Source organism: Aminobacter sp. J44, from assembly GCF_007829415.1.
Classification (GTDB): domain Bacteria; phylum Pseudomonadota; class Alphaproteobacteria; order Rhizobiales; family Rhizobiaceae; genus Aerobium.
Map to the genome: position 1 here is coordinate 16,750 of NZ_VLJG01000001.1, position 14,183 is coordinate 30,932.

The 14,183-nt window shown below is 62.7% G+C and carries 16 protein-coding genes; 4 read left to right on the plus strand and 12 right to left on the minus strand.

All coding sequences use genetic code 11. The features are described from left to right. Positions 1–83 precede the first annotated feature (83 nt). Complete coding sequence (locus L610_RS20280; protein WP_024847868.1) at positions 84–365, minus strand: PepSY domain-containing protein; 282 nt, start codon at positions 363–365, stop codon at positions 84–86. 116 nt (positions 366–481) lie between these two features. Between L610_RS20280 and L610_RS20080 the strand changes: the two genes are divergently transcribed. Beyond that, the gene (locus L610_RS20080) at positions 482–634 is read left to right on the plus strand and encodes a hypothetical protein (protein ID WP_156941755.1); all 153 of its coding nucleotides are present in this window, start codon (positions 482–484) and stop codon (positions 632–634) included. Positions 635–704: 70 nt separating this feature from the next. Here the strand turns inward: L610_RS20080 and L610_RS00095 are convergent, their stop codons facing one another. From L610_RS00095 to L610_RS00145, 11 genes are all read right to left on the minus strand, one after another. Then, on the minus strand, positions 705–2,843 hold the full coding sequence (locus L610_RS00095; RefSeq protein ID WP_024847869.1) for a sodium-translocating pyrophosphatase: 2,139 nt from the start codon (positions 2,841–2,843) through the stop codon (positions 705–707). 179 nt (positions 2,844–3,022) lie between these two features. Further along, entirely contained in the window at positions 3,023–4,249 is a 1,227-nt protein-coding gene (locus L610_RS00100; RefSeq protein ID WP_024847870.1) for an MFS transporter, read from the minus strand. Continuing rightward, complete coding sequence (nusB, locus tag L610_RS00105; protein WP_024847871.1) at positions 4,246–4,752, minus strand: transcription antitermination factor NusB; 507 nt, start codon at positions 4,750–4,752, stop codon at positions 4,246–4,248. Before nusB ends, L610_RS00100 begins: the two co-directional genes overlap by 4 nt. 2 nt (positions 4,753–4,754) lie before the next feature. Then, positions 4,755–5,210 (minus strand): 6,7-dimethyl-8-ribityllumazine synthase, encoded by a 456-nt coding sequence (locus L610_RS00110; protein WP_024847872.1) that lies wholly within the window; start codon positions 5,208–5,210, stop codon positions 4,755–4,757. Positions 5,211–5,328: 118 nt separating this feature from the next. Next, complete coding sequence (locus L610_RS00115; RefSeq protein WP_024847873.1) at positions 5,329–5,946, minus strand: riboflavin synthase; 618 nt, start codon at positions 5,944–5,946, stop codon at positions 5,329–5,331. Further along, positions 5,946–7,061 carry a bifunctional diaminohydroxyphosphoribosylaminopyrimidine deaminase/5-amino-6-(5-phosphoribosylamino)uracil reductase RibD gene (ribD, locus tag L610_RS00120; RefSeq protein ID WP_024847874.1) on the minus strand — a complete coding sequence of 372 codons (1,116 nt, stop codon included), beginning with the start codon at positions 7,059–7,061 and terminating at the stop codon, positions 5,946–5,948. The genes L610_RS00115 and ribD overlap by 1 nt, the downstream gene beginning before the upstream one ends. A gap of 6 nt (positions 7,062–7,067) precedes the next feature. Then, positions 7,068–7,532 carry a transcriptional regulator NrdR gene (nrdR, locus tag L610_RS00125; protein ID WP_024847875.1) on the minus strand — a complete coding sequence of 155 codons (465 nt, stop codon included), beginning with the start codon at positions 7,530–7,532 and terminating at the stop codon, positions 7,068–7,070. A 34-nt stretch (positions 7,533–7,566) separates the two neighbouring features. Further along, the gene (glyA, locus tag L610_RS00130; protein WP_144701510.1) at positions 7,567–8,880 is read right to left on the minus strand and encodes a serine hydroxymethyltransferase; all 1,314 of its coding nucleotides are present in this window, start codon (positions 8,878–8,880) and stop codon (positions 7,567–7,569) included. Between the two features lie 157 nt (positions 8,881–9,037). Then, on the minus strand, positions 9,038–10,288 hold the full coding sequence (locus tag L610_RS00135; protein WP_144701513.1) for a murein L,D-transpeptidase: 1,251 nt from the start codon (positions 10,286–10,288) through the stop codon (positions 9,038–9,040). A gap of 229 nt (positions 10,289–10,517) precedes the next feature. Then, positions 10,518–11,033, minus strand: a complete 516-nt coding sequence (ldtR, locus tag L610_RS00140; RefSeq protein ID WP_024847878.1) for a transcriptional regulator LdtR — start codon at positions 11,031–11,033, stop codon at positions 10,518–10,520. 146 nt (positions 11,034–11,179) lie between these two features. Further along, on the minus strand, positions 11,180–11,608 hold the full coding sequence (locus L610_RS00145; RefSeq protein WP_024847879.1) for a DUF6163 family protein: 429 nt from the start codon (positions 11,606–11,608) through the stop codon (positions 11,180–11,182). A gap of 110 nt (positions 11,609–11,718) precedes the next feature. Here L610_RS00145 and hemB point away from each other — a divergent pair, with 110 nt between their 5' ends. From hemB to L610_RS00160, 3 genes are all read left to right on the plus strand, one after another. After that, a complete protein-coding gene (gene hemB, locus L610_RS00150; RefSeq protein ID WP_144701516.1) occupies positions 11,719–12,750 on the plus strand; it encodes a porphobilinogen synthase in 1,032 nt (343 codons plus the stop codon). 81 nt (positions 12,751–12,831) lie between these two features. Next, positions 12,832–13,302 carry an RDD family protein gene (locus tag L610_RS00155; RefSeq protein WP_024847881.1) on the plus strand — a complete coding sequence of 157 codons (471 nt, stop codon included), beginning with the start codon at positions 12,832–12,834 and terminating at the stop codon, positions 13,300–13,302. Between the two features lie 111 nt (positions 13,303–13,413). Beyond that, on the plus strand, positions 13,414–14,175 hold the full coding sequence (locus tag L610_RS00160) for an arginyltransferase (RefSeq protein ID WP_024847882.1): 762 nt from the start codon (positions 13,414–13,416) through the stop codon (positions 14,173–14,175). Positions 14,176–14,183 lie beyond the last annotated feature (8 nt).

Genomic DNA, 14,183 nt, shown 5'->3' on the forward strand with positions numbered 1-14,183 from the left:
CCGGCTGTTAACCGGTTGGTCGCTGGTTCGAATCCGGCCCGGGGAGCCACTTCTTTCCATACAAGCTCGGGAAGACCGCAGCGTCAGCGCCCATCAACGGGTTCGCCGGTTCTCGCGTCGATATTGATCTCTACCCGCGCCTTGTCCCCGGTGCGGTAGACGATCTCGTAGTAGCCGTCGTCGTCCCAACTCATCTCCTCCAGCCGTGCGAAATCGGGGCGCTTCTCGATGAGAAGGAGGATCTCCGACGGCTTACGCAAGTCAGAGCTGGCGGTGTTTGCCGGCGCCTGCGCCTGCCCCTGGGCGTAGCCGGCCGCAGTGGTGAAAAGTGCCAGGCCTGCCGCGAGTATCAGTTTCCTGAGCATGACGTTCTCTCCTCTAGGTTGCGGGAGTGGAACGGCAAAAAGTGTTTCGCGTTCCCTGTCTCCGAAGAGGAACCTCGGCTGCCTCGCGGGAGTTGGGGGACGAAAGGAGAGCGCAGATGCTGAAACTGTTATTCCTCGGCGGCCTGACCTGGCTTGGCTACGTAATCATGAAAGAGAATCAGCAGCGGCGGCCGGTGGCCCTGATCGCTTCGCCAGATCGGTGGCGGAGAGAAGCGGATCGTCCCTTCCCCGGATCTCGCCTGCCCTGAGGCGAATCGGAAGCGAAATCAAAAAGGGCCGCGGTAGTGAATCCGCGGCCCTTCGTGTGTCATCGCCCGATCAGTGCGCGAGGACTGCCAGAAGCAGCAGCGCCATGATGTTGGTGATCTTGATCGCCGGGTTCACGGCGGGGCCTGCCGTGTCCTTGTAGGGATCACCGACCGTATCGCCGGTCACGGAGGCCTTGTGCGCGTCGGAGCCCTTCAGGTGCTTGACGCCGTCCTTGTCGGTAAAGCCGTCCTCGAATGACTTCTTGGCGTTGTCCCACGCGCCGCCGCCCGAGGTCATCGAGATGGCGACGAACAGGCCGTTGATGATCACGCCAAGCAGCGAAGCGCCTAGCGCGGCAAAGGCCGAGGCCTTGGAGCCGGAGATGATCAGCACGCCGAAATAGACGACGAGCGGGGCCAGCACAGGGAGCAGCGACGGCACGATCATCTCGCGAATCGCAGCCTTCGTCAGGATGTCGACCGCGCGGGCGTAGTTGGGCTTGGAAGTCCCAGCCATGATGCCCGCATCCTCGCGGAACTGCTTGCGCACTTCCTCCACGATCGAGCCTGCCGCACGGCCAACCGCAGTCATCGCGATGCCGCCGAACAGGTACGGGATCAGGCCGCCGAAGATCAGGCCGGCGACGACGTACGGATTCGACAGCGAGAACGAGATGTCGCCGATGCCCGCGAAATACGGGTAGCGTTCGCTATTGGCGGCAAAATACTCGAGGTCGTAGGAGTAGGCGGCAAACAGCACCAGCGCGCCAAGGCCCGCTGAGCCGATTGCATAGCCCTTGGTGACCGCCTTGGTCGTATTGCCGACCGCGTCGAGCGCGTCCGTCGAGTGACGCACCTCTGGCGGCAGGCCCGACATTTCGGCGATACCACCGGCATTGTCGGTCACGGGGCCGAAGGCATCGAGCGCGACGATCATGCCTGCAAGGCCGAGCATCGTCGTGACCGCGATCGCCGTGCCAAACAGGCCAGCAAGCTGGAAGGTCGCGATGATGCCGCCGACGATCACGATCGCCGGCAGCGCCGTCGATTCGAGCGAGACGGCGAGACCCTGGATCACGTTGGTACCGTGGCCTGTCACCGACGCCTGGGCAATCGAGTTCACCGGCCGCTTGTTGGTGCCTGTATAATACTCGGTGATCACCACGATCAGACCGGTCACGATGAGGCCGATCAGGCCGCAGATGAAGAGATTCGATCCGGTGATCGATTGTCCCGCGACAACGCCGATCTCGCCCCAGCCGATGGTGAACTGGTTTGCAATCGCCACGCCGACGATCGTCAGAAGACCCGTCACGATCAGGCCCTTGTAGAGCGCACCCATGATCGAGCCGTTGGCGCCGAGCTTGACGAAGAATGTGCCGATGATCGAGGTGACGATGCAGGCGCCGCAGATTGCGAGCGGATAGAGCATCACCGAGGCGAGCATTTCCGATCCGGCGAAGAAGATCGCGGCCAGAACCATGGTGGCGACAACCGTCACCGCATAGGTCTCGAAAAGATCCGCGGCCATGCCCGCGCAGTCACCGACGTTGTCGCCGACGTTGTCGGCAATCGTCGCCGGGTTTCGCGGATCGTCTTCGGGAATACCGGCTTCCACCTTACCCACGAGGTCGCCGCCGACGTCAGCACCCTTGGTGAAGATGCCGCCTCCCAGTCGGGCGAAGATCGAAATGAGCGAGGCGCCGAAGCCGAGAGCCACAAGTGCGTCCACGACGGCACGGTCCGAGGGCGAATAGCCGGCAGGGCCGATCAGCACCCAATAGTAGACCGCAACGCCAAGCAGCGCGAGGCCAGCCACCAGCATGCCAGTGATGGCGCCTGCCTTGAAGGCGATGTCGAGGCCGGCTGACAGGCTGCCCGAGGCCGCCTGGGCAGTACGGACGTTAGCGCGCACCGACACGTTCATGCCGATGTAGCCGGCTGCGCCGGACAGGACCGCACCAATCAGGAAGCCGATGGCTGCCGCTCCCGAAAGCAACCACCAGGCAAGAAGGAAGACCACGACGCCGACGATGGCAATGGTGGTGTACTGACGATTCAAGTACGCCTGCGCCCCCTCGCGGATTGCGCCGGCAATTTCCTGCATGCGAGCATTTCCCTGGTCTGCCGCAAGAACCGATTGCGTTGCCCAGACGGCATAGACCACAGAAAGCAAGCCGCACAGAATGACGACATAAAGCATGGTCATTTCGCGGATTTCCTCACTTGATGGCCCGAAAAACCCCTCCCCGGGCCGGGTTTGAAGAGGCAGAAACCCCGAAAGGACTCCTGCCTTCCGCGCGCAGAGTGCGAAACGGCTATGCAGACGTCAAGCTAGTGTACGTGTTTTGTAGTTTTTTCGCGGACCGTTGCTGATCTACTACTTGATCAATTGCTTTCAACTGCTGGTTTTGAACCGGACAATTGATGCAGCGCCAGCAGGCCAACAAAGCAGATTGCGATCACCGGGAAGGTCAGCCAGTTCAGCATTTCCCAGCCCCAGGCGTTGTAGACGAATCCCGCCAACAACGAGGCGACGGCGACGACGCCGAACAGGACGAAGTCATGAAATCCCTGCGCCCTACCCTTTTCATTCGGCTGGTAGGTGTTGGCAACCATGGCGGTGGCGCCGATGAAGCCAAAGTTCCAGCCGAGGCCGAGCAGGATCAGCGACGTCCAGAATTGCCATAGCTGAATGCCGGACAGGCCAACTATGGCGCAGCCGAGCAGGAGCACGAGCCCGAACGCGATGATCTTCTCGCAGCCGAACCGGCTGATCAGCCGGCCAGTGAAGAAGCTCGGCGCGTACATGGCCATGACGTGCCAGGAGATGCCGAGCGTCGCCTCGTCAGGGGTGAAGCCGCAGCCGACCATGGCGATCGGCGCGCCGGTCATGACGAAACTCATCAGCGCATAGGTGCCGACAGCGCACAGTAGGCCGACAGCAAAGCGCGGCTGACGGATGATTTCCCCCAGCGACCGGGCGGGGCCCTCCTGAGCCACCGAGTGGTGGGAGATCGTGTCCCGGGCGCGCAGAAAGGAGAGGATCACAGCACCGACCGCTGCCAGCACGACGATCGAGGCGAACGAGCCGGCGAACATTACCGGCGCAAGCAACTCACGTGTGAAGATGACGATCTGCGGCCCTAGGATGGCCGTAATGATCCCGCCGGCTAGCACGAAGGAGATCGCGCGCGCCTTGAACGGCGGCGGCGCATTGTCTGCAGCTGCAAAGCGGAATTGCTGCACGAAGGCGCCGCCAAGACCGATGATGGCAAGCGCCAGCGCAAACAGCCAGAAGGAGGATTCGAACAGGGCGAGCGTCGCGAGCGCGCCGCCCAGCGCGGAAACGCTGGTGCCGAGCATGAAGCCGGCGCGCTGACCAAGGCCCTTGATGAGGGCCGCGGCCGGAATCGCGCCGACGGCGACGCCCAGCGTGAAGCCGGTCACCGGCAGCGTCGCCAGCGACTTGTCCGCGTCGAGCAGGTAGTAGCCGGCGAGCCCGCCTATCGAGATGGTGATGGGTGCGGCGGAGCCGACAATGGCCTGTGACGAAGCGAAGATGATCGCCGCGCGGCGCGCAGCCGCTTCGTCATAGACCGGTCGTGTTGTCACGCCTCAGGATCCTTGCCCCGCCCTTCACCGCGCAGACGGCGGGCAACACGGTCGAGAACCGCGTTCACGAGCTTCGGCTCTTCCTCTTCGTAGAACGCCTTGGCGATGTCGACATATTCGGAGACGACGACCGGAACCGGCACGTCCTCGCGCTTCATCAGCTCGTAGACACCGGCGCGCAGGATCGCACGCAGCGTGGAATCGAGGCGCGACAGCGGCCAGTCGTCGGTCAGTGCCTGGCGGATGACCGGGTCGACGATCTTCTGGTTCTCGACGACGCCCGACAAGATGGCGCGGAACCACTGCGGATCGGCCTCACGGTACTGCGCTCCGTCGACTTCCTTGCCGAGGCGGAACTGCTCGTACTCGGCCGTAATCTCGAGGACACCGCTACCGGCCACGTCCATCTGGTAGAGGGCCTGCACGGCGGCAAGACGTGCGACGCCGCGCTTGTTGGCCGGACGCGGCGTGCCCGGTTTGGGGGTATTTGATTTCGGAGCCACGCTTAAGCTCCAAATCGCTCGCGCAGGGCAATCATGGTCAGTGCAGCGCGCGCTGCAAAGCCACCCTTGTCGCCTTCACTGCGCCTTGCGCGAGCCCATGCCTGCTCATCGTTTTCGACGGTCAGGATGCCGTTGCCGATCGCCAGCGATTCCTCGACGGCGAGGTCCATCAGCGCGCGGCAGGACTCGTTCGCGACGATGTCGAAATGGTAGGTCTCGCCGCGAATAACGCAGCCGAGCGCGACAAAGCCGTCATAATCGGTGCCGCCGTTCTCAGCGCCATCGAGCGCGAACGAAATGGCAGCAGGAATTTCAAGTGCGCCAGGGACGGTGACAACATCATACTGGGCGCCAGCCGCGTCCAACGCGGCCTTCGCCCCTTCGAGCAGGGCGTCAGACAAATCGTCGTAGAATCGCGCCTCAACAATGAGGAGCCGGGGCGGGGTGGTCGTGGTCATGCGATACTCCGGAGATTGTTCGGTGACTTAGGCCGAAGCAGGCCCCTTAGCAAGCGGTACATTGACGCTGGAGCATTGCACTGGGCGCAATGCTTCAACTTGATCAGGATCGAAGTGGTTACAGGCCCCGCCGGACGGCCTCGGCCAAACGCGCGGCGTAGCGGGCCATTGTGTCAATTTCAATGTTGACCCGGTCGCCAATTTGCCGCTCGCCCCAGGTCGTCACGGAGAGCGAGTGGTGAATCAACAATACGTCAAATCTTGTACCGTCGACATGGTTGACCGTGAGTGAAGTGCCATCGAGGGCAACCGAACCTTTGGGGGCAATGAAACGTGCCAGCCCGCGCGGCGCTTCGAGGGTGAAGCGCACGGCATCGCCCTCCTCCTTACGGCCCACGATGTCTGCCCGACCGTCGACGTGACCCGATACGATGTGGCCGCCGAGTTCGTCGCCGATCTTCAGCGCGCGCTCGAGATTGATGCGTGTGCCGGGCTTCCAGGAGGATGCCGTGGTGAGCCGCAGCGCCTCTTCCCAGGCTTCCACCTCGAACCAGCGTTCGTTCGAGCCAGCCTCGGGAAGCGCGATGACCGTCAGGCACACGCCCGAGCAGGCGATCGAGGCGCCGATGTCGATGGTCTTCGGATCATAGGAGGTCGCAATGCGCAGCCGGATGCCTTCCGGCAGCGGCGAGACGGAAGCCACGGTTCCAACGTCCGTCACGATACCGGTGAACATTAGCGTACCCTCACAAATTCAAGATAGTCGTCATTGCCGTAGCGCGCGGTGCGCACGAGCCGGAAACCTTCCGGCACGGTGTCGCGCGTGATGGGCGAAGCGATACCGCCCTCGCCGATCGTCACGTCGCCCGAAAATAGCGCAATACGATCGACAAGGTCTTCGTCGATGAACTGGCGGGCAGTCTTTGCTCCACCCTCGACCATCAGCGTCGAGACGCCCTGCGAGCCGAGATCCTCCAGCAATTCCGGCAGAGCGAGGCGGCCGTCATAGGTTTCGGCTGCCATGAAGCTGACGCCCGCTGCCGCAAGCGCATCGCGGCGTTCGGGATCGCCCGCCTCATTGCAGGTTGCAACCAGCACCGGCACTTCGCGCGCCGTACGCGCCAGCTTGGACGCAACCGGCAGCCGAAGCGAACGGTCGAGCACAATGCGCATCGGCGAACGCGCCTCAAGCCCGGGCAGTCGGCAGGTCAGTTCCGGATCATCCGCAAGCGCAGTGCCGATGCCGACGAGAATGGCATCCGACTCGGCGCGCATCACGTGCACCTGGGCCCGGGCCTGCGGGCCGGTGATTGCCACCTGGCCCTCTCCCGTCTTACCGATCATGCCGTTGGCGGAAACCGCAAGCTTTAGAGTCACTTCCGGCCGACGGCTCATGGAACGAGTCAGGTAGCCGGCCATCGCGTCGACGGCTTCTTCAGCCAGTACGCGCTCAACGACCTCGATGCCGGCAGCGCGGAGAATGGCGTAGCCCTTACCGGAAACGCGGGGGTCCGGATCGCTTGCTGCCCCAACAACACGAGCAACACCTGCCGTCACCAGCGTGTTCGCGCAGGGCGGCGTCCGGCCATGGTGCGCGCAGGGCTCAAGCGTCACGTAGGCCGTCGCACCACGCGCAAGTTCGCCTGCCTCGGCGAGAGCCTGCGGCTCGGCATGCGGGCGTCCGCCCAGCGCGGTCACCCCTCGACCGACAATGACGCCGTCGCGGACAATGAGCGTTCCAACAGAGGGATTGGTAGCAGTCAGACCAAGATTGCGCCGCGACAGCCTGATCGCAGCAGCCATGAACCGACGGTCGGCCTCGCTTGCCTCACTGCGCGAACTTGCCGCCATCGGCACCTATTCCTCGTCTTCGTCGCCTCGCAGTTCACCGAGGACATCATGGAAGTCCTTGGCCTCGCGGAAATTGCGATAGACCGAGGCGAAGCGCACATAGGCAACGTCATCGATGGATTTCAAGGCATCCATCACGAGCCGGCCGATATCGCCGGAATTGATCTCGATTTCGCCGGAGCTCTCGAGCTGTCGCTGAATCCCACTAACCGCACGCTCCAGCAGTTCCGGATCGACGTTGCGCTTGCGCACCGCCGTTTCCATCGACCGCAACAGCTTGTCGCGGTCGAAGGGGACCTTGCGGCCCGATTTCTTTATGACAACGAGATCGCGCAGCTGCACGCGCTCGAAGGTGGTGAAGCGACCGCCGCAAACCGGGCAGACCCTGCGCCGGCGGATCGCCGCCCCGTCTTCTGCGGGGCGGGAATCCTTTACCTGCGTGTCTTCAGACTGGCAGTATGGGCAGCGCATCGCTCATCCCCGACGAATCTTGGTAGCCGTAGGCTTACCCCAGATAGGGGTAGAGCGGGAAGCGTGCGCAGAGCTCCTCGACCTTGGTACGCACAGCCTGCTCGACGCCGGCATTGCCTTCGTCGGAGTTGGCGACCTTCAGGCCATCAAGCACTTCCGAGATCATGTGGCCGATCTGGGTGAACTCGGCGGTGCCGAAGCCGCGGGKSGKGCCCSCCGGGGTGCCGAGACGGATGCCCGAGGTCACGAACGGCTTCTCAGGGTCGAACGGGATGCCGTTCTTGTTGCAGGTGATATGCGCACGGCCGAGAGCCGCCTCGGCGCGCTTGCCGGTGGCGTTCTTCGGACGCAGGTCAACCAGCATCAGGTGGTTGTCGGTGCCACCCGAGACGATGTCGAGGCCAGTCTCCTTGAGAGCGGCAGCCAGCGCCTTGGCGTTGTCGACGATGTTCTTCGCGTAGGTCTTGAACTCCGGCTTTAGCGCCTCGCCAAACGCAACCGCCTTGCCGGCGATGACGTGCATCAGCGGGCCGCCCTGCAGGCCGGGGAACACGGCCGAGTTCATCTTCTTCGCGATTTCCTCATCGTTGGTGAGGATCATGCCACCGCGCGGACCACGCAGCGACTTGTGGGTCGTGGTGGTGACGACGTGCGCGTAGGGCAGCGGCGACGGGTGCTGACCACCCGCGACGAGGCCGGCGATGTGCGCCATGTCGACCATAAGGTAAGCGCCGACCGCGTCAGCGATCTCGCGGAAACGCTTCCAGTCCCAGATGCGCGAGTAGGCAGTGCCGCCGGCGAGGATCAGCTTCGGCTTGGTCTCGTGCGCCTTCTTCTCGACCTCGTCCATGTCGAGAAGCTGGTCTTCCTTGCGGACGCCGTAGGGGACGACGTTGAACCACTTGCCGCTCATGTTGACCGGCGAGCCGTGGGTCAGGTGACCGCCCGAATTAAGGTCGAGGCCCATGAAGGTGTCGCCCGGCTGCAGCAGCGCCAGGAACACGGCCTGGTTCATCTGGCTGCCCGAGTTCGGCTGGACGTTGGCGAACTTGCAGTCGAACAGCTGCTTGGCGCGCTCGATGGCGAGTTCCTCGACGATATCGACGAACTGGCAGCCGCCGTAGTAGCGCTTGCCCGGATAGCCTTCCGCATACTTGTTGGTCAGGATCGAACCCTGGGCCTCAAGAACGGCGCGCGAGACGATGTTCTCCGAGGCAATCAGCTCGATCTCGTCGCGCTGACGACCGAGCTCCTTGCGGATTGCTGCAAAGATTTCCGGATCGCGCTCTTCGAGCGGCTGGGTGAAGAAAGCGGAAGCATCTGCCGACGCTGCGGAAGCAATGGCCATGGACCTGTCCTTCGGACTTACTTGGGGTGGCGTTGGATGCGGCGCGATTAGCACACTTCCCGTGGTGCGACCATGCACGACCGCGAAATTTGATTGCGGCTTTGCGCCACAAATGAAAAGGCCGCCCCGAGGCGGCCATTCCGGAAATTGTTTTTCGTCAGAGCGTCGAGATCTGCAACGCGTCCACGCCGTCGAGCCCGTAGATGTCGTCGCGGAAGTGTGCGACGCCCTGGTCGGTCGCCCATGCCGACACGTAGGTCATGTGGATCGGCACCGGATTGGCCACCGGGATCTTGACGTCCGATTCCGTCTGGATGGTCTGCTCGATACGGCGGCGGTCCCAGCCCTGCGTCTCCTTGAGGATCCAGACGACGAGGTCGCGCACGTTCTGGACGCGCACGCAACCCGACGAGTGGAAACGCTCGAGGCCGTTGAACAGGCTCTGCTGCGGCGTGTCGTGCAGGTAAACCGCGTGTGGGTTGTGGAAGTTGATCTTCGTGCTCGCCATCGCGTTGATGCGGCCCGGATCCTGGCGGAAGCGGAGCTTCGCCGCCTCTTCCGTGTTCCAGTCGATCGACAGCGGATCGACCTCCCCGTTCGGCCCGAGGATGTGGATGTTGTTTTCCTTCAGGTAGTTCGGGTTCTTGCGCATCAGCGGGATGATGTCGCGGCGAACGATCGACTCCGGCGCATTCCAGTACGGGTTGAGGTTAATCTCGTGGATCTTCGAGGTGAGGCGTGGCGTCTGGCGGTCGATCTTGCCGACGACGGCGACGTGCCGCGAAGCAACACGGCCGTCCTCGACGGCCTCGATCTCGGCAGCCGGAATGTTCACCATCACGAAGCGGCCGGACGTGTCCGGCATGTTGCGCAGGCGCTCGAGATTCGTCTGCAGCTGGCCGAGGCGGATGTCGGCTGAAATATTCATCGCCGCATAGGTGTAGCGGCCGGTCGCCCCGTCAGCTGGCAGGCCGTGGCGCGTCTGGAAGCGCTTCAGGGCAACGTCGACATAGGAGTCGAAGGCGTTCGAAATGCCAGCCGATTCGGCCAGATCGCCCGAGATCATCAGGCGGCGGCGCAGAACCGCGACGTCAGGATCGACCACGCCAAGCTTGAGAGCCTTCCCGCTCGGCACGATCGGCCAGCCGCCATTGGCAACGATGTTCTGGTAGTGCGCCATCGTCTGCTCGACATAGGCGACGGTCTGCTGACTGAAAACCGGCGAAGTGGAAACCACCCTGCCCGGCTGCGCCGTCGGGCGCGCATCAAACTGGTCGTCCCAGGTTGCGCGCGAATGGGAGGACAGGATTTCGTCAATGACGCTCTGGGCCATCGCCGGCGCTGCGAGTGCTGCCGTGGCAGCCCCTGCGCCCACGCCCCGGATAAAGGTACGACGAGATGTCTTCATTGAGTTGGTCCCGGCACTCGAAATTTTCGCCGCGGCGAAGGCCTGCGGCACCACTCACGCATATTGCGGCAACAGGGTTAAGATAGCCCAAACAGTAGCCGAATTCATTAACGATGCGCGTAGCTTCCGGTCCCATGCTTTTATGGCGGGAACGTGGCGGCGGCTGAAACGCCGCGACCGCGCGCGCCGGAGCACACGCGGTTTCGAGAGCGCCGGATGACCGTTCGGATTACATGCGGTAGGCGATCGTGTCGTTCCAGAAGCGGTCGAGACGCTGCAGGGCGCGGTTCATCTGCTTGAACTCGTCCGCGTTGATGCCGCCGACCTGCTCGATCGAACCGACGTGGCGCTCGTAGAGACGGCCGACGATCTCGGCCACTTCCTGGCCCTTCTCGGTCAGGCTGATACGGACCGAACGACGGTCGATGCGCGAACGCTGGTGGCTGACGAAGCCGAGGTCGACCAGCTTCTTCAGGTTGTAGGACACGTTCGAGCCGAGATAGTAGCCGCGGGTGCGCAGTTCACCGGCGGTCAGCTCGGCATCGCCGATGTTGAAGAGCAGAAGAGCCTGGATCGCGTTGATGTCCGAACGGCCGTTGCGGTCGAACTCGTCCTTGATCACGTCCAGAAGACGACGGTGCAGTCTTTCCACCAGCTGCAAAGATTCCAGATAAAGATTCCGGATAGCATCCTTGCGATCTTCATGGTTATCCGCGGGCTTCGCCGCCTGACGGGAAGTCATCATGGTCTTGCCTCTTGTTTGACGCCTGGTGATTTTCTTTTTTGTTCTCACCTTGGCCCGACCATATCGAACACGTATAAAATTCGACTTAAACCGCAGGCTTAACAGGGGCTTACCGGGCGAAACAGGCAGACAGGACTAATGCGCAGTTAATCTGACTGCTTGCGTGCCTTGAGGAAAAAGACCGCGCGGAAGGCGCAGTAGATGATCGCAACGATGCCGTGAGCGATCAGGATTTCGAGGTGAAATCCAAACAGGCGCGGGAAGCCGAGATACATGCCGAACTCGATCGCCGCGCACAAAAACCAGATGACCGGCCCCCACGACGCGAGCATCCACAGGCCGCTGGCCGCGAAGGGAAAGAGGACGGCAAGCGCCACTGCGGCCACCTGCCAGTGAACGGGCATCAGGTCGAAGCGCCATTCGGCGCCGTCATAGAAGCCGATCAGCCGCACCCAATAGAGAATGCCGAGGATAAGGCTCCAGGCAGCCACGACACGAAGAAACCATTGCCAGGCGAGCTCAAGCGTCGACGCATAGGTTGGCGTGCGTTCGAAGAACTCGTTCGTAACCGGCATGCTCTCTCCCGTCAGATTCGCCATGCAGCATAGGGCAGCAGGTTTGATCTGCAAGCAATTGGCCCGGCGGCAATCCCCATGTTAGAAGCGCGGAAACTGGAGTCCCTGCCATGAACATTCCTCCTTTCCGCTCTTCGGCCCGCACCGTTGACGAGATTACCGGGTCCAGAAGACTGCGCCGCATGCGCAAGGCCGACTGGTCGCGCCGCCTCGTCCAGGAGAACCGCCTGACCGTCGATGACCTGATCTGGCCGATCTTCCTGATGGACGGCGAAAAGCGCCGCGAGCCGGTGGAAGCAATGCCCGGCGTCTTCCGCATGTCGGTCGACGAGGCGGTGAAGGAGGCAGAGCATGCCGCCAAGCTCGGCATCCCGGCGATCGCGACCTTCCCTCAGGTCGACGGGGCGCTGAAGGATGAGACCGGCTCGGAAATCCTCAACCCGGACAACCTCATCAACCGCGCCACCCGCGCGATCAAGGCCGCGGTGCCACAGATGGGCATCATAACCGACGTGGCGCTGGATCCGTTCACCAGCCACGGCCATGACGGCATCCTGCGCAACGGGATCATCGTCAATGACGAGACGGTCCAGCAGGTCGCGCAGGCTGCGATCCGCCAGGCCGAGGCAGGCTCCGACATCATCGCCCCGTCGGACATGATGGACGGCCGCATCGGTGCCATTCGCGACGCGCTCGACAGCGCCGGCTTCCAGGACGTCGCCATCATGTCCTACGCGACCAAGTTTGCGTCGTGCTTCTATGGTCCTTATCGCGAGGCTATCGGCACGCTCGGCCTGCTCAAGGGCGACAAGAAGACCTACTACATCGACCACGCCAATTCCGACGAGGCCGTGCGAGAGGCAGAGCAGGATCTCGTCGAGGGGGCCGACATGCTGATGGTCAAGCCCGGCATGCCGTATCTCGACATCATCTACCGCCTGAAGCAGGAGCTTCGCGTGCCGATGTTCGCCTACCAGGTGTCGGGCGAATACGCGATGATCCAGGCGGCCGCAGCCAATGGCTGGGTCGATGGGGRGAAGGSGRKSCTGGAGTCGCTGCTCGCCTTCAAGCGCGCCGGCTGCGACGGCATCCTCACCTACTTCGCGCCGCGCGTCGCGGAACTGCTCAAGCAACAGGGCTGACAATCAGCCCTGCACTTTCAGCGTTCGGTTGAAATCGGCGTCCTGCCACACCACCTGACAGGCATGATGAGGGAAGACTCAATGAACAGCCGAACGCTTGATGGCGAGATCATCAACGACCGCCTCGATGATATTCGTGTCTATGACGGAGTGCGGACGCGGCGCGTCTTCGCCTTCCTGATCGACTATCTGATTATCGGGCTCCTCCTGATCCCGTTCGGGATCCTGGTGTTCCTGCTTGGCCTGCTGACCCTTGGGCTCGGCTGGATGCTGTTTGCCATCCTCGGCCCCGCCGTCGCGCTCATCTACGTCTGGAAGACGTTAGGCGGCCCGGATCAGGCCACCATCGGCATGCGGATGATGAACATCCGCCTCGAGCGGCTGGACGGCGGTCGTGTCGACGGCATGCTGGCGATCGTTCACACCGTCCTGTTCTGGGCCGGCAACGCGATCCTGACGCCGCTCATCCTTCTCGCAACGCTCTTCCTCGAGCGCAAGCGCACGGTCCACGACCTGCTGCTCGGCACCGTCGTTGCCCGCTCAGATCGTTAAGCCGGCCACCGCTCGGCTGACGATACCGTTTCAAACTTTTTCGTTTGACTTTTTAGCCCGTCAGACGAGCTTATTCAGGTGTACCCTTGGTTGGGACACCTGCCAGAAGCCATGACGCATCAGACGACGCAATCCCCCCAGTTTTTCCTCACCGCCCCGGCTGCCTGCCCTTATCTCGAGGGACAGCAGGAGCGGAAGGTCTTTACCCATCTGGTGGGTGATCGCGCTCCTGAACTGAATGACCTCCTCACTCAGGGCGGCTTCCGCCGCTCACAGAATATTGCGTACAGGCCAGCCTGCGAAACCTGCCGGGCCTGCGTGTCGGTGCGCATCCTCGTCGACGAGTTCAAGCCGACCCGCAACATGAAGCGCGTGCTTGCGCGCAACAGCGACCTCATCGGCTGCGCCAAGCTGCCGGAGACCTCGACCGAGCAGTACTCCCTCTTTCGCACCTATCTCGACCGCCGCCATCGCAGCGGCGGCATGTCGGACATGAGTGTGTTCGACTACGCGATGATGGTCGAGGACACCCACGTCGACACGATGCTGATCGAGTACCGCCGTCGTGGCCCGGACAGCTTCATCACCGGCGAAGGTGAAGGCGAGTTGATCGCCGTCGCGCTCACTGACCGGATGAGTGACGGTCTGTCCATGGTCTATTCGTTCTTCGACCCGGACATGGAGGATCGCTCGCTCGGCACCTTCATGATCCTCGACCACATCAACCGGGCGCGCGCAGCCGGCCTGCCACACATCTATCTCGGCTACTGGGTCAATGGCTCGCGCAAGATGTCGTACAAGATCCGCTTCGAGCCGCAGGAGCACCTTGGTCCGCGCGGTTGGGAGAGGTTCGATCCCGACAACGCCGGCTAGCACCAGCC

Bases quoted from the DNA above. Each gene is read 5' to 3' on its own strand.
- L610_RS20280 (WP_024847868.1), bottom strand. From the start codon at position 365: ATGCTCAGGAAACTGATACTCGCGGCAGGCCTGGCACTTTTCACCACT.
- L610_RS20080 (WP_156941755.1), top strand. From the start codon at position 482: ATGCTGAAACTGTTATTCCTCGGCGGCCTGACCTGGCTTGGCTACGTA.
- L610_RS00095 (WP_024847869.1), bottom strand. From the start codon at position 2,843: ATGACCATGCTTTATGTCGTCATTCTGTGCGGCTTGCTTTCTGTGGTC.
- L610_RS00110 (WP_024847872.1), bottom strand. From the start codon at position 5,210: ATGACCACGACCACCCCGCCCCGGCTCCTCATTGTTGAGGCGCGATTC.
- L610_RS00115 (WP_024847873.1), bottom strand. From the start codon at position 5,946: ATGTTCACCGGTATCGTGACGGACGTTGGAACCGTGGCTTCCGTCTCG.
- ribD (WP_024847874.1), bottom strand. From the start codon at position 7,061: ATGGCGGCAAGTTCGCGCAGTGAGGCAAGCGAGGCCGACCGTCGGTTC.
- nrdR (WP_024847875.1), bottom strand. From the start codon at position 7,532: ATGCGCTGCCCATACTGCCAGTCTGAAGACACGCAGGTAAAGGATTCC.
- L610_RS00135 (WP_144701513.1), bottom strand. From the start codon at position 10,288: ATGAAGACATCTCGTCGTACCTTTATCCGGGGCGTGGGCGCAGGGGCT.
- ldtR (WP_024847878.1), bottom strand. From the start codon at position 11,033: ATGATGACTTCCCGTCAGGCGGCGAAGCCCGCGGATAACCATGAAGAT.
- L610_RS00145 (WP_024847879.1), bottom strand. From the start codon at position 11,608: ATGCCGGTTACGAACGAGTTCTTCGAACGCACGCCAACCTATGCGTCG.
- L610_RS00155 (WP_024847881.1), top strand. From the start codon at position 12,832: ATGAACAGCCGAACGCTTGATGGCGAGATCATCAACGACCGCCTCGAT.
- L610_RS00160 (WP_024847882.1), top strand. From the start codon at position 13,414: ATGACGCATCAGACGACGCAATCCCCCCAGTTTTTCCTCACCGCCCCG.